Raw genomic sequence first — 19,462 nt, forward strand, 5'->3', positions numbered from 1 at the left:
AAAGGAGAAACGTATATGTCGCTCTTTAATAGAAAAATTTCTGAAACATTTAACGACAGTTCTAATCAAGAGCAAAGTTTTTCTTCTTATAATAACCCTTTTATTGATGAATTAGTGGAGCACTATAAAAACCGGTTATTGAATGAGTCAAATTTAGATCAAATAACCAATTTGTCTAGAGCAGAAATGAGATCAGCCATTGAACGTGTAGTCACACAGTTTATGCAAGAAGAAAAAGTGGTTATTCCAAGAAGTGATAAAGAAAAATTATTGACTAAGCTAATAGATGAATCTGTAGGATTCGGTCCTTTAGAAGCTTTGTTAAATGACGCGGATATAACAGAAATCCTCATTAATGGTCACGATGAAGTATATATCGAGAAAAAAGGTAGACTCGAGCTTACGAATTTGAAATTTAGAGATGAAGCACATGTGCGGCATATCATTGATCGAGTTGTTGCACCTTTAGGACGAAGGATTGATGAAAGTTCTCCGATGGTTGATGCCAGGTTACATGATGGGAGTCGTGTAAATGCGGTAATACCACCAGTTAGCTTAAAAGGCACACTAGTTTCAATTCGTAAATTTAGAAAAGATCCGTTAACGATGGAAGAGTTAATTAAACTTGAATCTTTAAACGAAGAGATGAGCACTTTTCTACAAGCAATCGTTACAGCAAAAATGAATATTATCATCTCTGGGGGGACAGGTAGTGGTAAGACAACCTTATTGAACGGTGTTGCCCGTTCCATCCCTTTCAATGAACGCGTTATAACAATAGAAGATTCTGCTGAATTACGTCTGAATCGACCAAACGTAGTAGGAATGGAAGCGAGACCTGCTAACGTTGAAGGATCAGGGGAAATTACGATTCGACAACTTGTAAAAAACTCACTGAGGATGCGTCCTGACCGAATCATCGTCGGTGAGGTTCGTGGACCTGAAGCGTTTGATATGTTGCAAGCCATGAATACAGGTCACGAAGGGTCGTTAACAACAGTCCATGCTAACTCACCTCGTGATGCTCTAGGGCGTGTTGAGGGGATGGTAATCATGTCAGGGATGGACTTGCCTACAAGTGTCATTCGTGAATATATCGTAGGAGCCATTGACTTTATTGTTCAGGGTGAAAGATTAACGGATGGTAAAAGAAAGATTGTATCTATCTCTGAATTAGTAACTGATTCAGAAGGTAAGGTGCAGATTAATGAAATTTTCAAATACAAAAAAACTGGTATGGGAAGTTCAGGAGAAGTGAAAGGGCATTTTACACCTACTGGAATTATCCCTGAATGTCTGGAAAGATTAAAGATTTTTGGATTGGATATAGATGAAGAAATGTTTAAGCCGGTAGGAGGTCAGCTCCATGACTATAGCCGTTCTATTTAGTTTAGCAGTACTTTTATTAATATTTGGAATTTATAGCTTCTTAGGTTATAGAGCACAAAAGAAAGAATGGAAAAGAAAAACGGAATCTTGGTATGGAGCAACAGAAAAAAGAAAAAGTTATCTAGTTGTTTTAGGAGATCGATTCGATCAATCACCCTATGCGGTCAAAATGTATGAAAAGCTCCAACAAGCCAATGTTCCATTAACGCCTTCTGAATTTTACTCAATGCTTATCGTTGGTGGCATGGCAATTACCGTTCTTTCAAGCACCATGTTTAATATACACATGCCAATCAATTTGTTAATTGCTGTAGCATTAGTTGTAATAACGTACTATTCATTATTTGCTATTCGAAAAAACAAGTATCAACAACGATTCGATTCACAATTAGCTGAAGTTTGTCGCCTACTTGGAAATGCCGCGAGAGCAGGGATGACCATAACGCAAGGTGTAGAGCTTGTTTCAAGAGAAGTGGCAAATCCGGCAGGCGGAGAGTTTAAGAGACTGGCTAATGAAATTAGACTAGGCGTGGATTTTGATAAGGCAATGGTTAATTTTCAGAAAAGAATTCCGTCTCGTGATTTTAAATTGTTTATTGCAACCCTCCTTATTCAGAAAAGAGCGGGGGGGAATCTTCATTCCATATTAGATGGTATGGCCCAAACCCTTGAAGATCGGAAAATATTAAACCAAACCATTCAAACGATGACAGCAGAACAAAGATACATTTCATATATTTTGCCAATGATACCCATATTTCTCATTTTAATCATGAATACTATTATGGACGATTTCTTGGCACCGTTATCTACCTTACCAGGAATTATTTTACTCGTACTATTTATAGTAGGAACATTTCTAACTTTCTTCCTCGTTAGAAAAGTAACCAATATAAGGGTGTAATTAGATGGATGCCATAATTATTATTTCCGTTTTCTTACTATGGTTTTTACTAATCATAGGTTTGTATAATCTATATGTTTATCAAAAAAAGAAACAAGCTTTAATCACTCACGTTAGGGAAGTAACTGATACTTACCACTTTAATGTAAGAAAAAGAGAAACACCTAGTTCTAAATTGATAAAAAGAGTTTTAAAGTATGCCGATGATTTCTCTTCACTTGGGCAACGGATAAATTTTTTCAGTGAACCTCATGATGTAGAAGATTGGTTAAGAAAAGCTGCTTATCCTTATGATTTAACTGTTGAAAGATTTCAAGGTACAAAGATGTTCTTTACAATCGTAGGATTCGGAGCAGGACTTATAGGATTGCTTCTCGGCTTACCATTTTCTCAGTTTGGTGTAATTGTTCTTCCTTTAGCTGGTTACTTTGGTGCCATTATGTGGCTGAAAAGCAAAGCAAAGAAAAGACAAGAAGAGTTACGGTATGATTTACCTGATTTTTTAGACACAGTCAGCGTTAGTTTAGAAGCGGGTATTGGTCTTGATAAGACTCTTAATGAAGTAGTTAAATACTTTCAAGGCCCAATCAACGAAGAGTTTTCAAGATTTAACCAAGAAATTAGTCTAGGAGTTCCTAGAGAAGACGCGTATCGTGAGCTTCTTCGCCGAAACGATAATCCTGAGTTTCAGACACTCATCAAATCTCTAATTCAAGGTCAGAAGCTTGGAGTACCTATCGCTACAACATTTAAGTCGCAAGCTCTTGATATGAGAGTGATCAGGAGAGAATTAGCAAAAGAAAAAGCTGCGAAAGCTTCACCTAAAGTCACACTAATTACTACTTTTATTGTTGCACCAACCGCAATCATTATGATTGCCGGTTTGATGATATTAAACATGTTTTTTGGAGATGATAGTCTATTTAACTTTCTTTAGTCTTAACGGAGGTGAACTGAATTAACCGGGTCTATCCATTTAACATGTACAAAACTAAAAACTTACATTCTTGGGAGGAAACAAAAATGATGAATTTGTATGTAAAATTAATGAACCAACTATCTAATCAAAAAGGATCACAATCACTTGAGTGGTTAGGTATTGCTGCTGTAATTGTAATTATTGTAGGAATGATTTCACAAGTATTTGGTGGAGACACTGCTTTTGGAGATGCAATTAAAAAGAAACTGGTAGAAATGGTAGATGATATCGGTTAAGTAATACTTACATCGCTCACTCATAAACCGCACAACTTACAGCATGTATTGCTGTAAGTTGTGCCTTTACATAATACAAGGAGGAGTGTAAATGTTACTCAAACAAACAAGATATTTACTAGTAGTTATTTTTCTATTATTAGTAGTTTTAGTAGTAGGTTGTTCTAATAAAGAGAGCAGCACTAATGGTGATAACCAAGAAAAGGCTCAAAATAATGAGCAAAAAGACAAAGAGCCTCCAAAAAAGGATAAAAGTGAAGAAAAAGAACTAAATACTGACGTAACACCTCTCCCCACTTCTACTAACGAGATCTTTACATACCCAAATGGGGATTTGGCAGGTACATCACTGTATGGCTCTGATGAAACTCAAAAGCAATTATTAAAAACAATGCCAAAGTTACCAAAAAATGCAGATAAGGAAACAGTAGATTTATATTTTAATAATTTAGTAGCACTTTATTGGAGTGGATTTGATGATCCTGCCACTCTTGTTGATAAGTGGGAATTGTATTCTTTTGGTAGCCCTGATATTGAAGATCAAAGGTATCAATTTAAAGAGAACTATAATGTTGAAATAGTCTTAGATGCAAGTGGAAGTATGGCAAAAACGGTAAATGGAAAAACACAGATGGAACTTGCAAAAAGTGCTATAAACAATTTTTTAGGAGCTTTACCGGACAATGCCAAAGTCGGTTTAAGAGTATACGGTCATAAAGGTAGTGGATCAGATTCAGATAAAAAGCTCTCATGCAGTAGTTCAGATCTCGTCTACGAAGTCGCTCAATATGACTCGTCTAAATTTAAACAGGCTTTAGATCCTATTCAACCAGTAGGGTGGACACCTATTACACTTGCATTAGAAGAAGCTCAGAAAGATTTATCAAAGTATCCAGCTGAGAATAATAATAATATTGTTTTTCTTGTAAGTGATGGTATTGAAACCTGTGATGGCGATCCGGTTGCTGCTGCAAAAAAACTTTCTGATTCAAACATATCACCAATTTTAAATGTTATAGGGTTTAATGTAGATGCTGAAGGACAAAAGCAATTAAAAGAGGTAGCTAAAGCTGCTGATGGCATCTATTCAGATATTAGCGATCAGAAGCAACTGGACAACGAATTTAAACGGATTGAAGAGATTGCAAAACGCTGGGAACAGTGGAAAAAAGATTCTCTCCGTGAAGCAGATGCTGTAAAAGTGGAACGGTCCTTTGAAGCATTGGGCTTTAAAAATGAGTGGAATGATAAAGAAATTACGTTAACAAATAATTTAGGTGGCTCAATTACTTTCCTTGCTAATAGTGATTATATTACGAAAGAGCAAAGAGAAGCTCTACGAGAAAAGAAAGATGAATTTGAAACATTCTTAGATGAATCAGGCACTGAGGTAGAAGAATATTTAAGTACCATGAACGAAAAATCCTTTGAAGAAATGAAAAAATCAATAAATGAGAAGTATAACAAAAATTAAAAGATAGACTGAAAGGAGATTATGAGGTGAAAACAAGATTAAAACCCTTTTTAGCCGGTTTTGCTGTTTTTACACTACTAATTATTCAATTTACTCCTGTTATTGCATTTGCGTCTATTAATCCTTGGGAAGGTAATCCATGGGAAGGTAAAGAGTTTGAGGGTAATCCGTGGGAAGGAAACACTTGGGAGGGTAATACGTTTGAAAAAGACTCCTTTGAAAAGGATTCTTTTCAGAAAGATCCGAATAACAATACAAATCCCAATAACCCGGTAGATCCAAACAATCCGAATAACCCACTAGACCCAAACAATCCCAACAACCCGAGTAACCCTGGTAATGTAGATCCAAATAATCCACAAGGACCAAGCAATAACACCGATCCATCAAATCCTGAAAATAATTCATCTACTGATCCTAGTTCAACAGATGAATCACCAGGTAAAGACGAAAGTGTCAAAAAGAAAAAAGATGAATCAGAAACATGGGATAACATTAAATGGGTAGGTCAGGTTTTTACTGATCAATTTGCATTTGCTAGTAAGATGCTTGAAGACCAAGCCGCTCGTGACCTGATAATTGCTGAAGGTGGAGAAGCAGTAGATACAACAGCGAGTAATCTAAAAAGTTTCGGTTTAGGTACAGCTCTTTTGTTTGCGAAGAACTTATCAAAAGACACTATTCTTGAGACTCCTTTTGATATGGCATACGACGCAAAAGACATATCTAATAATATTGCTCCTGCTGCAAAGGCAATGAAAGATAGTTGGAGTATGATCAGTAATTCTAAATTAGGAGAGTTTTTTACTAGTAGAGGAGTCTTCAATCCAACCCCACCTAGTGTTACCCCTCCTGTACCTGGAATTGTTTCTAAATTAAATGTCGGTTTAGCGGCTGTAGGAACTCTTACTTCCGGTTATGATGTTTACCAGTCATATAAGGAAGGAAAAACGGTGGATATGGTTGGTAACATAGGAAGTACACTTATGAATGCAGGGGTTGTAGCCGCTGCTATACCTGGAGTTCAAGCTGCTGCACCATTTATTATTGCTGGTGGAGCTGTCCTCTACGGTGGTGCAATGGTTGTAAAGCATGGTAAAACAATAGCGAAAGCAGCAAAAAAAACCTACGAATTCGCCAAAGACACTGTCAAATCAGTTGGTGATGGTGTAAAGAATATTGCTAAAGGTATAGGGTCACTATTTGGTTAAGGAGATGAATTATGTCATTAGAAACAAATTTTAAACAGTATAAACGATTCTTAGAAACAATAGATATAGCAAAGTATACAGTTATTTGTAAGGAATCTCGTTTTCGCGTAGCGGCTTATAACAAATTAGGTAGTACAAAAGGTTATTTAGTTTTACGAGAGGATGGAGATGTCGCCTCCAGGGATGAAGCAATTCCTCCGTATAGAATGTTTATGGCATTTAACTCGTATATGTTTGCTCTTCATGAACAAGGACAAGCAGAAAGTAATAAACCGACAGCGATTTTTAAAGATACGATAAATCTTTTAAATGAGATTAAACCGTTTGTTACAACAAGTAAAGATGATATTGAGATTGCTATCAACAATATTCAAGAATTAGATGATGGTTATAAAAGAATTAAAGAAATACAACCAGAAGCTATGAAAATATTTAATGAAATGATGAAAGAAGGCATCTTAGATCAAACTGTGTTAGACAATATAACATCACTAATGAAAGAATTTACACGTCTTCAGTATAAACATCTATATATTCAGATAAAGGCAAAAGAACAATTTGTCCGTGTTTCTACAGAACTTAGTACAGTTTTGAATACTTTAAGTGGTGATGAAAGAAAAACAGCATCAAAAGCTGAAGATGTATTTAAATTTTTGACGGAGGAAAAGTATCAATCTGGATTAAGGAAAAGTTTAATAGAATTTGAAAAAGATCCTCAAGGTAACCAAGTTGCTTTTTTTGAACGTTCTAATTGGCAAGAGGCTTTAAGCCAAAATACCGATGATAAAAATGATATTTTGTTCGAAAAAACATTATTGTCACAGCTTAGAAATTAATTAAGAACTAGAAAGAGCTTTAGCTCTTTCTAGTTGTAAAATTAATAAGAAGGAGGCTTCCGAATGAACTACGCTAAAGAAGGGTTCAAGATTTATGTACAAAATATTGGCCCATTATTACTTCTTTCTTTCTCTATTGTTCTTCCAGTGTTACTGTTACACACCATCTATGTGAATTACATTTATGCCATTACAGTAGATTTTGCCTCGACATATATTGGAGACTTTGTAAACGCATTTCTTGTCATTATGTTAGTCGTTGTAATTCAACTACCCTTTATACAATATGTACATTCTGATATTGAAGGTGAAGAAAATAAGATAAGGAAAGCCTATGTTGCTTTATTTAAATATGGATTTTCTGTTTATCTATTTGGTCTAGTTTATTCCTTTTTGACAATCATGGGACTTGCATTATTTATTATTCCAGGTGTATTACTTCTTATATTCTTCTTTTTGACACCTTATTTAACAGTTCTACGTCAAGAATCAGCATGGAAAACCTTTAAAATGGCTTTTGCGTATGGAAAGAAAAATTTTTTATCTTTATTTGCTATTATTCTATTAACAAGTTTCGGTGAATTTTTAATTAGTATTGTTTCTCTTTACGGAGTGGCTTTAATTACAGCAAACTACTTAGCAATTTTATTTAGTCAACTTTTATTGAACATGCTACTACTCCCCCTTATTGTTTCCATAATTACACTTTATGCTAAGAACCTTGATCAAGGTGTGGTACCTGCTCGTGCGTTTAATAAGTTTGCTGAAAATTAAATTAAACAATAAAAAATGGAGTGAAGAGTGATGTGTCGTATTCCTAAAAAGTTAAAAAGTGAAAAGGGTTCAGCTGCCATTGAATTTTTAGGAATGGTTCCACTTGTGTTGCTTTTAATGGTTGCGCTATGGCAGTTTTTTGCTGGAGCTTATGCGTTCATCGTTACACAGTCCGCTGCAAATGAAGCAGCAAAGGTTTATGCGATGACAGAGAATATTGATGAAGCCACTAGTGCAGCTAATAAGGTGGTTTCAGCAGCGGGTGATAGTATTCTTTTTAATGCTTCGAGAACCTCTATAAATGCCTCATCTGAACGGCAATTTTCAGCAAGTGTAGGAGTTGATTTTGAACTCTCATTTTTAAAGAAGTTATTTAAAGGAAGTACACCTAAGATTCCTTTAGATGCTGAGGTTAGTAGTAGGGTGATCAAATGATAAGTAAAGCGAAGAACGAAAAGGGTAATATTAGTTTACTAGTGATGGGTTTAATGGGTGTAACCATGATCATGTTTCTGGTGGTGTTGAGTTTTTCTAAAGTATTCGCGATTAAAGAGAAAGCCTCTACAGCATCAGAACAAGCTAGTTATGCAGCGACCTCTGTCATTTATGAAGTAGCGATGACCGCTGTTGAAGATTACGATAGTTCTTTACCAGGTAAGATCGATGAGATTATTGATAAAACGTTACAAGAGAAGATAGATAAGAAAAAAGAAGAACTAATGACATTTAATCCTTTCCTATCCGAAAATGAAGCCAAGATTGAGGCGATTGATGCTATCTTAAGCGAAGAATTAAATGGAGCGGGATTAAAAAGTGAGATCTTAAATGAAATGTTACTAGAACAGTTAAATCAAGCTGATCAGCAGATACGAGATGCGGTTTCAGGAGTCATCTTAAGTAATGACGGTATTCTGGAAGGAACAATCGTGACGCTGTTGAATGAAAATCAAGTTAAAGTCGAAACTTCTGCTCGATATGAAGCATTAAAATATGATGAACTTATTCCAGAAGATAAGCGAAAGCTGAAGCAAAAAGCTAAAGGCCCAGAAATTGGTTTCATTAAAGAATTAAAAGGGTGGTCTGATTATCCAATTGAATTTTAAAAGAGGTGATGCATATGTCTAAAAAAGAAAAACGTTGGAGAGTATTTTATAAATTTATGTATATCTTCTTTTATGGGTTTATTTTACCGTTTGCCCTGCTCATGTTTTTTCTGGGTGAAGATAAATTTCCTTACACACTACTGCCAGTTGCATTAGGTCTGCCAGTTATGAAAAGTAATCACATACAAAGAATTAGAGAGAAAGAACAAACCTATTAAAACTTAATGAGGGGAATTGTCACTTCCTCTCTTTTTTTATTTACTTTTATTCTCAGAGAGGAGAGGCAGTGATATGAAAATTAAACTAAGACCATTTCTTGCTAGTTGTGCAGTTATGGTATTGTTATTGATACAATTCACCCCAATGGTTGCTTATGCCACGATCACCCCATGGGAAGGTAATCCATGGGAAGGAAATGAGTGGAATAAGAATTCTTGGGATGGTGTGACTTGGGAAAGTGAGGAATGGGAGAAGGATGGGTTTAGCTCAGATTCGGATACTGTTCTGAAGCCATATGAACCTAAAAAGATTAAAAAAACGGATTCACAAGAATTAACTGATGAAGCATGGTATAAAACTGCTAAACTTGTTGGAAAGGATATGTTTTTGGCAACAGTGGATGGTTTAAGCAGTCAAGATGGAATAGCGGGTTTTCAACAAGCTGACTGGAGAAAAGGAAATTGGGGAGAAATAAGTTCCAAAGCGCTTCGTGCCGGAATTGGAGAATTAATACCCGAAAATAATACCGATGCCAAATTTGTGTTTGATCTTGCTTCAGGGGTCGATAATTATTTGTATGCTAGAGACTTTTATCAGTCGGCTGATAAAATTACTGATGCAATGAAAGTTTCCCAATTAGGCACTGGTTATTTCCAAAGCGCTTCGGTAGCGTCTCAAAAAGCTAATCAACTAAAAAATGTACTTACTACAGCTTCAAAGCTACCTAATAGCTTGACAACAGGAATAGCTTCAAAAGTAGCTCCTTGGACAGCTGCGGCAAGTGGTGCTATCTCTGGAGTTGAAGCTTATGATAATTTTTTTAATAAAGGTGAGTTTAATAAGGGAGTAGGTAATGTAGGAGAAGTAGTTATGTCTGGAGCATTAGTGGCTACAGCATTTGGAGTAGGAACTCCTATAGTAGCAGGAGTTGCAACAGTCGGATTTGGAATTTGGGGTGTTTCAAAAGCTATAGAACACCGGAAATCTATTGGTAGGGCAATTAGAAACCCCAAAAAAACATTAATTAAAACGGGTAAAGGAGTAATAGCAGCTGGTAAAAAGATAGGAAAAGGGATTTCTAAAGGCGCTGGTTTTGTAAAAAGTATATTTAGTTAAGTTAGTATTACTTATATTCTGGAGGATATATGTTAACAGTAGAAAAATTACCAACTCATATCAAGGAAGTAGCAGAAAACCATCAAAAAAGAGATATTAGATATCATGTATTTCCTTCAATGTTTTTAATTGAAGATGAGAAATATTACCTATTTATGTATGAACCAACAAAAGAACAACTTATTATTAGAGAAGATGGCAAGGTGTTGACAAAAGAACATATTAAGAAGCCTTTTTTATATGCCTTAGCTTATAATTCATCAATAGAAAATATTTCAAACATAGGAGGGGAGTGGGTTGAGGCTCGAACAATTCAACGTTATAAAAAGTTGAATTCAATATTAAATAGTATTGAAAATATTATAAAGGGAAATGCTCCTGCTCATATAAGTAAATCTCTTATAAAATTGAAAGATGCTTCAAGGATAATAATACAAGAGCAAGAGAATATCAATCGATGTGTAGAAGATGGACTTGCTCTTACAATTAATACAAACGATTCAGAATTGGTAACAATGGATGAATATTTTAGAATGAGAAAATATGTATTAGGAATGGTGAGAGCAGCATATAAACAAAATGAAATTCAACTTGAAACCGAAGAGGAAAGATCAGAAATTTTTAAGTATTTATCTCAAAATAAACTCTCATTTGGTCTTAGGCTTCTTCCTTTGTATTTTCAATTTGCTCCATATAAAAAGTTAATGAGAACTAGTGATTCCTATGGCTCAGATAAAATGGAGAATATAAAAAAACTCATAGCTAAAGATGTAGACATAGAGAAAGATATAGAGGCATTAAATTTGTTGAAATTAACTAGAAACCCAGATTAAACATACTTTTGGCTTTAAGGAGGTTTCTAATGAAATCAGAATTTCTAAATGGAGTTTCAATATATAGATATGAATTTAAAACAATTATGATAATTGGTATAACTATGGCTATTCCAATTCAGATTTTCTTTCTTTTTTTCTCGAATTACTTATCTGTTCCCTATGTGCTGATGGGTATACCAATTTGGCAAAATATAATTCAAATGTTTTTTATAATGGTTTCTTTCAGTTTGCTACAAGTTCCATTCATTGTGTTATTCCGGTTCCATGTTAGTGACTTTGACTTTTCGTATAAAGATATATTCATACAATCTTTCAGGTACTTTTTTTTACTATATCTAACAAGTATTTTTACAGCATTAGTATGTATTATGGGAATGTTTATGTTTGTATTACCAGGGATTTTATTATTAGTACTTTTGCTAGCTATTCCACAATCTATTATTTTAGAAGAGAATAATTTATGGAAAAGTATACGGTACTCAATTTCATTTGGAAAAGCGAATTTAGGTAAACTATTATTTATACTTTTTATATTTTTCCTTTTTGATATATTTTTGAGTTACTTAGCTTATGTTACTGCTATATATATTTCAAATTTAAGTATAATTATTAACTTCTTTTTTATTGCAATAAATGGATTGCTAATTCCAATATTTATATTTACTCTAAGTTCTATGTACACTAGCTGGAATAAGAAATTATAGGCTGCATCAAATCTTAAACGGAAAAATAGTAATCTTGAAAGTATATCCACCTATTAAATTTAATTGAACTACTGAAGAGGTGTTTAAATGTCTGCTAAAGAAAAGAAGTGGAGAAAATTTTACAAAGTTCTATTTATCTTATTCTATGGACTAGGATTTCCGTTTTCATTAATTTTATATTTTACTGGTAAAGATGCATTCCCTTATGCATTATTAACAGTTGCCGTGTTTTTACCTACAATTAGATACAACCATCTAAAAACAATTAAGGTTAATGATCAAAGTATGTAAATGAGAAATAACCTGGAAAGTGATTAGAATAAGATTTCAAGTAAAGAGTTTAGGTAACTACTAAATACTTTTTATTATTTCCTATTCGGAAAAAGCTGCTTGCTAATAAGGAATAGAAACTATTTCAAAATAAACTCGTAGTAACTATTAACCTATAGGATTTGCATAAGAGATGGAGATCCCATCTCTTTTCTTTTTAAATACGAATGGGAAATAAGCATTTTATTAAAAAGGAGTGTGAAAAGTGATCAGCAAAGTAGATAGATGGAAAAAGAACTATCTGTATATTGTATTTTATGGGGCAATAATGCCGCTTTCCTTTTACCTCTTTAAACAAGGTTATACATCCCTTTTTTATGGTTTGGTACCAATTGCTGTTGCGCTTCCGAGTGTTAGAAGAAACCATTTGGGGCTTCTTGAAAGAAAAGAAGAAAGTATAAAACGTACTAGGTGACATATATAAGCAAAGGAGAACCGCAAATGAAAAACAAACTAACCAGTTTTCTTCTAATTCTCATGGTTTTGGCACTAACCGCCTGCACAACAGATCAAAATCCTTCTACCAAATCTGAACAAGTAGAGAAAAAAGACAAGTATACAATGCTTGTGGAAGAAGCAAATAAAGAGGACACATTAGAGAAACTAGAACTTCTTCCATACGCAAAAGAAGTGGAAGCGACGTTATCCAGTCCTAAGTATAAAGAGTTTACGGCGAACTCGACGGTAATGATTAAAGGGAAGGCGAAAAAGTATAACAGTTTCAAGTCAGACCATGTATGGATCAAAGTAAGAAGTGGTGAAGAAGGGCCGAACGGTCGAGAGTTCAGCTATTACGCTCCTTTAAAGGAAGGTAAGTTTGAACAGAAGATTCAGCTGTTTAATGGGAAGGGAAATTATTCTGTCAAAGTGAGTGTACCGAGCGATTCGGCGGAAGATTACTATTACGATATTGCCTCATTTGATGTAGAGAACGTAAACCCTGAGATTAAGAGAGATATTGCTTATACGAAGAACGCGTTTCAATACGATTTAAAGTTAAAAAATTCCATAAATAGGTATATGGAAAGGGATGGGTCTTTTGAGCTAGAGGGTTACGTTGCTGATTCCAGTGTTGAACAGCTTATGGTTGAGCTTAAGAAAGAAAGTGAATCTACTAAAATTATGGTTCCGGTTGAGAATGGAAAGTTCGCACAAAAAATCTCTCTTTATTATGGTGCGGGTGTTCATGAGGTACAGATCATGACGCCTAAAGAAGGATCGACCGACTTTTTTACGGATGCGGCTCACTTATATGTAAAGAATTTATCCAATGAATCCTTTGAACCTGTGAAGTATTCCTCTGCTTACGAAGAAAAAGGCTTTAAGCTTGAGACGCCAGAAGTAGGCGGTGAGAAAGCGGACCTGAGCTATAAGATTAAAGGAAGTATTGATCCTAAAGGTGAGGACGCGAACAAGACGAATGTCGTTTTCGTTCAGACAGAGAAAGACGACCAAAAAGCGATGTACGCGATTCCAGTTAAGAACAATAAGTTTGACGGAGAGTTTTTCCTCCGTTTTGGACCAGGGAAATACGATGTATCCGTTATGGCACCTGAATTTAATAAGACGAATGGATATATGCAGTTCTTTGTTGGCGTAGCAAATTTCACGGTTGAGAATACCAACACGAGTGATCAACGATTTACCTTGCCATCTAGAGGTATTCAGTCGGATGCTCCTGAGATTAAGAAATTAGCAGCGCAACTAACAAAAAATAAAAAAACTGATAAAGAAAAAGCACTAGCAGTATACGAGTATGTCGCAAAAAACGTGAGCTATGACGTAGACAAGCTAAACAATCGAACGTTTGAGTTTGATGACAGTGCATTAAAAACGTTGGACGAAAAAGAAGGCGTTTGTCAGGACTTTGCGTATTTAGCGATTGCTCTTTTACGTGCAAGTGGTATGGAAGCGCAAATGGTAACAGGATTTGCCGGACAAAATCATGCGTGGGTGGAGACAAAGGTCGACGGACGTTGGTTAACGATGGACCCAACATGGGGTTCAGGTTACCTGCAGAACAACAAGTTCGTTCCAAAGTTTACGATGGAATACTTTGATCCGAAGCCAGCGGAGTTTCAGAAAACACATACGAAAAAAGAAATTGAGTTTTAATCATAAAAAATGAGGTGCGATATGTCCAAAAAAGAAAAACGATGGAGACGTGTTTATTTTCTTCTATATCTATTAATCTACGGGCTTGTCGCACCGTTAAGTTTGATTCTCTTTTTTATAGGAGAAGAATCATTTCCGTTCTTTATTATTCCAGTGGTCCTGGCATTGCCAGCTATGAAGCATAACCATATCGAGAAGATTAGAGAAAAAGAGATGGGTGTCTAAGGAGTATTCTATGAATGTTATAAATGACTCTAAATTAATAGAAGATGCGAAGAAATATAAAAAGTTTTTAGAAACATATGAAATATATCCTTATTCCTATTATAACAACGGTAAAAATTTTTATTATGTAAGTTATCAAAGATTTAACAAGAGCAATGGAATGGTAATTTTATCAGAATCTGAAAACGTAACAGATCAAGATATAGTCTCTGCATTTAAAATGATGTATAACTTTAATCGAATAATGAGAGAAGCCTTAGATCAAATGATTCCTGATATCAAAAAGCCTGTTTCAGTTTTACAAGAAATAAAAGTATTGTTAGAAGAGGTTGAATCAACGATCGGTTTTGAACTTAAGATTAATGAGTTTAATAATTTACATTATATGATTGATCAAGTTGTTAGTTTTCCAGATAAATTAATAAGTATTTTAAAAGAGATGCAAGCGATTGAAAAAGTAGTACTCGATCGGAAATATCTTTTAAGAGAAGATGTCGATCGTATGATGGAACTGAATTTCTTTCATTGTAAGATAATGTATAGCCAAGGTAGAGAACAGTTAAAAGCCATTGAAGATGCCAGAGTAATTATTAGTTATTTAAAGGGTCGGTTAAGTGAGGGTACTAAAGATGTTAATAAGAAAGTAAAACAGTTAATTTTTTATTTAGATACATTTTCTGAAGAGAGGGCTATAAGAGACTTGAATAGATCGCAAGCAACCTTTGAAAAGGATGAGTTTGGTAATAAAATAACTATTGGTCCTGGCGAGGAAGGAATGCAAGAATACAAAAAAATCCACTATAGAGCAGTGGATCATATTTTGGATAACCATATTAAAGATTATTTAAGAAACTTCCAGTAATAACGATAATAAGAAAACTACTAAGATAAGAAAGGAATTTGTTAATAAATGAACAAATCTAGTAATCTTGTTTTTGTGCTTATTATGGCTATAATGCTTCTTTTAACCGCATGCTCAACCGAAAAAACAGCATCAGAAACTGAACCAAAGAAAAAAGAACCTAAAAAAGAGACGGTTGAAAAAGCGCCGACTGATCCTGAAGAGATGGTAAAAAGAGGTGCAGGTAAGTATAACGAAAAGGTAAAAGATCTTGAGGGTGATGCTCTTGATAAAGAGATTAACAAAATCACAAAGAACTATTCTAAAGGTATGAAGGCTGAGGAAGCCTATAACCGAATTGTTGCTGGATTCGCTGCCAATCATCAGCCGGGTTTTCAGGAGTTAGAGGACTTTGACATTACGTTTGAAGAAGTAGAGGCGTATGAGAAGTATCAAGAAGAAAGTGAAGACGGAGAGGGAAAGAAGGAAGGTCCTCTTAATGTTGCCATTCTTCTAGATGCAAGCGGTAGTATGGCAGGAAAGGTTTCAGGAACGGATAAAATGACGGCGGCAAAAGAAGCTTTGAAGAAATTTGCAGGTGGTTTGCCTGATGATGCGAACGTCATGCTGCGCGTCTATGGACATAAAGGAAGCAACGATGATAAAGACAAGAAGGTTTCTTGTGAAAGTACGGAAGTTATGTACCCTTTAGGCGCATATAATGAAGGAACTTTCCAACAATCTCTCTCTAAATTCAAGCCAACCGGTTGGACACCGCTCGCAGCTTCCATTGAAGCGGCTGAAAAGGATCTACAAGGAAAAGAAGGAGATAACGTCATTTATATTGTGAGTGATGGAATTGAGACTTGTGATGGAAATCCTGTAGAAGCGGCGAAAAAGTTACACGAGTCGAACATCAAGGCAGAAGTAAACATTATCGGCTTTGATGTAGATAACGAAGGTCAACAACAGCTTAAAGCAGTAGCAGAAGCGGGTGGAGGCGAATTCCAATCTGTTTCTTCTCAAAAAGAATTGTTTGATGAAGTCGATTCCAACTGGTCGAAGGCGATGCATGATGCCAGCATCAACTGGAGCTCATCGATGGATTCATCAAGCGTAAATTGGAGCAGTTCGGGTAAAGGTCATTCTATGGGTAAAGTCCATTCCAAAATATTGGATAGCATTTCCGATGAATTCGAATTACTTCGCACTGTAAAGAGAGATCTCTACGATAAAGAAAATATGTCTAATGAAGAATTTATAAAGTTGGACAAACTCCTTTTAGACAGATATACAACCCTTAGAGAGTACAGCTCCAAAAAACATGATGCGAGACAAGAAGAATTAAATCAAGAAACAGACAGAGTCCTTAAATTAATTGATGAATACGCGGAAGATGCCAGAGTTGAATAGGGGGTTGGATCTTGAGTAAATTAAAGTTTTTATTAATAACAACAAGTATTGTCATGATTGTTTCTGGTTGTAGTGGTAACGAATCGACGAGCAGTAAAAAAGAAAATCAAAAACAAGAAAGTAATAGTGAAAAAGAATCCGTTAAAATGACAGATGAAAAAGCAAAAGCACCTAAAGACCAAGGCGATTACGAAGTTTGGTTTGAAGGAGAAGCAGAACGTAAAGGGAAGCTGATTACGGTTAAAGGACAAACGAACCTTATTCCGAACTCTAATCTATTAGTTACGATGGACAGTGTAGAAGATACATTAATCGGTGGCTCAGATCGAGTACAGGTTAGTGAAGATGGTACTTTTGAAACAGATCTAAAAATACCTAAAAGCTCTGAAGGTTTAATTGAAGTGAAAATAAAATTCGATCCTTATTCCGACAATCAACCAATCAAAGATCATTATGGAGAAAACGGTGAAAAGTTGAAAGGTCCGTTTGTCAGGTTGCAAGAAGAATCAGATATGCAGCAGAACATCACTCTTTTAACTCTTGGACTTCCTCAAGAAGAATCAAATGCTTCTGCTAAAATAAAGAAGCCTGAGTGGAACAAGCCTGAAGATTACGGCGCTCCTACAGTTCGATTAGATGAACCCGACATTCAAAAAGATGATAAGTATCTTTATATAGAAGGAAAGTCAAATCTATTAGAGGGTACAAGACTGAAAGGGAGCTTGGATATTCCGGATTATATTGTCTCAGGATTATCGGATGTGACTGATGTTAATCCCGACGGATCATACAAATTAATCATTGAAAAACCTTCAAGCATGAACAAATTGAAGGATGTTAAGGAATACGAAGTGGTTCTGAGTGTGAGTCCAGTAGATAATCAGTCGAAATCAAACTTAGACGTATACGGCATAAATGGCGAGAAATTTATGGGTGATTATGTAGTAGATCAAAATGGAGTTAAAGAGATTGAAAAGAAGCTCTCCATCTCGGAATAAGAAGTAGCCCGATGATCTTCTAGGTTATCGGGCCTTTTATTATGTTTAACAACCACACAAATAGAGAAAAATGAAGAGAGAGAAAGGCGGGACTCATACATGAGCTATGAAGATTTAGCATTACATACAGATAAGTATCAAATTAATATGATGTACGCCCATTGGAAAAACGGCACGCACAACAATATTCGCGTATTTGAAGCGTTCTTCCGAAAAAATCCGTTTAAAAGCGGTTATGCCGTATTCGCGGGACTTGAGCGGATCATTCGTTATTTGGAGCATCTTCATTTTACAGAGGAAGATATCGACTACTTAAGAACACAAGAAGAACACTATGAGGAACCTTTTTTAGAGGAGTTAAAGAACTTTAATTTTTCGGGAGAGTTATTCTCTGTAAAAGAAGGAACGGTCGTTTTTCCGAATGAGCCGTTAATTCGTATTAAATGTCGTGTGTTTGAAGCACACTTGTTAGAGACAGCACTTCTTAATTTCATGAACTATCAGACCTTGATCGCAACGAAAGCAGCCCGCATTCGCTATGTCACTCCTGATGATCAGTTGATGGAGTTTGGAACGCGCCGCGCCCAAGAAGCCGATGCCGCAATATGGGGTGCGCGTGCCGCATACATTGCAGGCTTTGATGCAACATCAAACATGCGTGCGGGAAAACTATTCGGTATTCCCACCAAAGGAACTCATGCACACGCGTGGGTCCAGGATCATGATTCAGAAGAAGAAGCGTTTGAACGATTTGTAGAAGCACTTCCCAATCAAAGCGTTCTACTTGTAGATACGTATAATACATTAAAAAGTGGAATTCCTAACGCGATAGAAGTTGGGTTAAAGATGAAAGCGGCGGGTAAATCACTTAAAGGCATTCGTTTGGATAGCGGTGATCTCGCTTACCTATCCATTCAAGCTCGTAAAATGTTAGACAAAGCGGGCCTTACAGATGTTGAAATCGTAGCGAGTAACGACTTGGACGACGATGTGATTTCGGATTTAAAAGCACAAGGTGCAAAAATCACTTCCTGGGGAGTTGGTACGCAACTCATTACGGCATCAGATCAACCAGCGCTCGGAGGCGTTTATAAGGTTGTCGCTAAATATGAGGACGGAGAATTTGTACCCACGATTAAAATTTCCTCTAATGTAGAGAAAATCACAACACCTGGATATAAAAAGGTCTACCGTATTATTAATTCAAAAGGAAAAGCGGAAGCGGATTACATAGCGATGGATGAGGAGGTACTTCCTGAAAAAGATTTAAAACTTTTTGATCCGGTGCACACATACAAAAGCAAAGTGGTTTCTTCTTTTACTGCCGAAGAATTGCTACAGCCTGTCTATATAGAAGGAAAGCTTGTATATGACCTTCCAAATCTAGAAGAAATCCGGCGCTATCATCAAGAACAGCTTGGTTTATTTTGGCCTCAGCACTTACGAAGATTGAATCCACAAGAGTATTTTGTCGATCTATCTGTTCAAGTATGGCAGACGAAAAACGACCTTTTAGAGAAGTATTCTTTATAGCGAGCAAACCTCTTTTCGACATGAAAAGAGGTTTTTTAATAAAATCTTTAAAAAAGCGTTGACGGTCGGCCGTATCGCTGATATAGTAATAAACGTTGTTGCTTTTCTTACATAACGTTCGACAAAAACAAACATAAACTTTTAAAAAAGTTGTTGCTTCGCAAGAAGATATGTGGTAAGATAGTTTTTGTCGCTGCTTTAAGAGAGTGACGCGGTAAAAGAAAAA

Annotated in this window: 22 protein-coding genes; all 22 read left to right on the forward strand. The window is 35.7% G+C overall.

Translation table 11 applies throughout. From position 1 onward, the window contains the following. Positions 1–15: 15 nt before the first annotated feature. The 22 genes from HU823_RS20305 to HU823_RS20415 all read left to right on the forward strand — a co-directional run bounded on the left by HU823_RS20305 (position 16) and on the right by HU823_RS20415 (position 19,236). On the forward strand, positions 16–1,389 hold the full coding sequence (locus HU823_RS20305; RefSeq protein WP_197223217.1) for a CpaF family protein: 1,374 nt from the start codon (positions 16–18) through the stop codon (positions 1,387–1,389). Next, positions 1,367–2,293 (forward strand): type II secretion system F family protein, encoded by a 927-nt coding sequence (locus tag HU823_RS20310; protein ID WP_197223218.1) that lies wholly within the window; start codon positions 1,367–1,369, stop codon positions 2,291–2,293. Before HU823_RS20305 ends, HU823_RS20310 begins: the two co-directional genes overlap by 23 nt. 4 nt (positions 2,294–2,297) lie before the next feature. Next, the gene (locus tag HU823_RS20315; protein ID WP_197223219.1) at positions 2,298–3,230 is read left to right on the forward strand and encodes a type II secretion system F family protein; all 933 of its coding nucleotides are present in this window, start codon (positions 2,298–2,300) and stop codon (positions 3,228–3,230) included. An 86-nt stretch (positions 3,231–3,316) separates the two neighbouring features. Next, positions 3,317–3,508, forward strand: a complete 192-nt coding sequence (locus HU823_RS20320) for a hypothetical protein (RefSeq protein WP_197223220.1) — start codon at positions 3,317–3,319, stop codon at positions 3,506–3,508. Between the two features lie 91 nt (positions 3,509–3,599). After that, positions 3,600–4,982 carry a vWA domain-containing protein gene (locus HU823_RS20325; protein WP_197223221.1) on the forward strand — a complete coding sequence of 461 codons (1,383 nt, stop codon included), beginning with the start codon at positions 3,600–3,602 and terminating at the stop codon, positions 4,980–4,982. A 26-nt stretch (positions 4,983–5,008) separates the two neighbouring features. After that, complete coding sequence (locus tag HU823_RS22025) at positions 5,009–6,193, forward strand: hypothetical protein (protein ID WP_231607585.1); 1,185 nt, start codon at positions 5,009–5,011, stop codon at positions 6,191–6,193. An 11-nt stretch (positions 6,194–6,204) separates the two neighbouring features. Beyond that, on the forward strand, positions 6,205–7,029 hold the full coding sequence (locus HU823_RS20340; protein ID WP_197223224.1) for a hypothetical protein: 825 nt from the start codon (positions 6,205–6,207) through the stop codon (positions 7,027–7,029). Between the two features lie 63 nt (positions 7,030–7,092). Continuing rightward, the gene (locus tag HU823_RS20345) at positions 7,093–7,803 is read left to right on the forward strand and encodes a hypothetical protein (protein ID WP_197223225.1); all 711 of its coding nucleotides are present in this window, start codon (positions 7,093–7,095) and stop codon (positions 7,801–7,803) included. Between the two features lie 30 nt (positions 7,804–7,833). Further along, positions 7,834–8,238, forward strand: a complete 405-nt coding sequence (locus HU823_RS20350) for a TadE/TadG family type IV pilus assembly protein (protein WP_197223226.1) — start codon at positions 7,834–7,836, stop codon at positions 8,236–8,238. After that, complete coding sequence (locus HU823_RS20355) at positions 8,235–8,906, forward strand: Tad domain-containing protein (RefSeq protein WP_197223227.1); 672 nt, start codon at positions 8,235–8,237, stop codon at positions 8,904–8,906. Before HU823_RS20350 ends, HU823_RS20355 begins: the two co-directional genes overlap by 4 nt. Positions 8,907–8,920: 14 nt before the next feature. Next, positions 8,921–9,124, forward strand: a complete 204-nt coding sequence (locus tag HU823_RS20360) for a hypothetical protein (protein ID WP_197223228.1) — start codon at positions 8,921–8,923, stop codon at positions 9,122–9,124. A 73-nt stretch (positions 9,125–9,197) separates the two neighbouring features. Next, entirely contained in the window at positions 9,198–10,241 is a 1,044-nt protein-coding gene (locus HU823_RS20365; protein ID WP_197223229.1) for a hypothetical protein, read from the forward strand. 29 nt (positions 10,242–10,270) lie between these two features. Continuing rightward, positions 10,271–11,074 carry a hypothetical protein gene (locus HU823_RS20370; RefSeq protein ID WP_197223230.1) on the forward strand — a complete coding sequence of 268 codons (804 nt, stop codon included), beginning with the start codon at positions 10,271–10,273 and terminating at the stop codon, positions 11,072–11,074. Positions 11,075–11,103: 29 nt separating this feature from the next. Then, positions 11,104–11,781 (forward strand): hypothetical protein, encoded by a 678-nt coding sequence (locus HU823_RS20375; protein ID WP_197223231.1) that lies wholly within the window; start codon positions 11,104–11,106, stop codon positions 11,779–11,781. An 87-nt stretch (positions 11,782–11,868) separates the two neighbouring features. Further along, positions 11,869–12,072 (forward strand): hypothetical protein, encoded by a 204-nt coding sequence (locus HU823_RS20380; RefSeq protein WP_197223232.1) that lies wholly within the window; start codon positions 11,869–11,871, stop codon positions 12,070–12,072. A gap of 244 nt (positions 12,073–12,316) precedes the next feature. Continuing rightward, positions 12,317–12,526 carry a hypothetical protein gene (locus tag HU823_RS20385; protein WP_197223233.1) on the forward strand — a complete coding sequence of 70 codons (210 nt, stop codon included), beginning with the start codon at positions 12,317–12,319 and terminating at the stop codon, positions 12,524–12,526. A gap of 26 nt (positions 12,527–12,552) precedes the next feature. Beyond that, positions 12,553–14,226 (forward strand): transglutaminase domain-containing protein, encoded by a 1,674-nt coding sequence (locus tag HU823_RS20390; protein ID WP_197223234.1) that lies wholly within the window; start codon positions 12,553–12,555, stop codon positions 14,224–14,226. A 21-nt stretch (positions 14,227–14,247) separates the two neighbouring features. Further along, the gene (locus HU823_RS20395; RefSeq protein ID WP_197223235.1) at positions 14,248–14,451 is read left to right on the forward strand and encodes a hypothetical protein; all 204 of its coding nucleotides are present in this window, start codon (positions 14,248–14,250) and stop codon (positions 14,449–14,451) included. A 10-nt stretch (positions 14,452–14,461) separates the two neighbouring features. Beyond that, positions 14,462–15,313: a hypothetical protein gene (locus tag HU823_RS20400; protein WP_197223236.1), complete on the forward strand. Its 852-nt coding sequence runs from the start codon at positions 14,462–14,464 to the stop codon at positions 15,311–15,313. A 48-nt stretch (positions 15,314–15,361) separates the two neighbouring features. Beyond that, the gene (locus HU823_RS20405) at positions 15,362–16,705 is read left to right on the forward strand and encodes a VWA domain-containing protein (RefSeq protein WP_197223237.1); all 1,344 of its coding nucleotides are present in this window, start codon (positions 15,362–15,364) and stop codon (positions 16,703–16,705) included. Positions 16,706–16,716: 11 nt separating this feature from the next. Next, the gene (locus HU823_RS20410) at positions 16,717–17,703 is read left to right on the forward strand and encodes a hypothetical protein (RefSeq protein WP_197223238.1); all 987 of its coding nucleotides are present in this window, start codon (positions 16,717–16,719) and stop codon (positions 17,701–17,703) included. Between the two features lie 99 nt (positions 17,704–17,802). Next, complete coding sequence (locus tag HU823_RS20415; protein WP_197223239.1) at positions 17,803–19,236, forward strand: nicotinate phosphoribosyltransferase; 1,434 nt, start codon at positions 17,803–17,805, stop codon at positions 19,234–19,236. Positions 19,237–19,462 lie beyond the last annotated feature (226 nt).

The sequence above is a fragment of the Fictibacillus sp. 18YEL24 genome (assembly GCF_015903855.1).
Taxonomy (GTDB): Bacteria; Bacillota; Bacilli; order Bacillales; family Fictibacillaceae; genus Fictibacillus; species Fictibacillus phosphorivorans_C.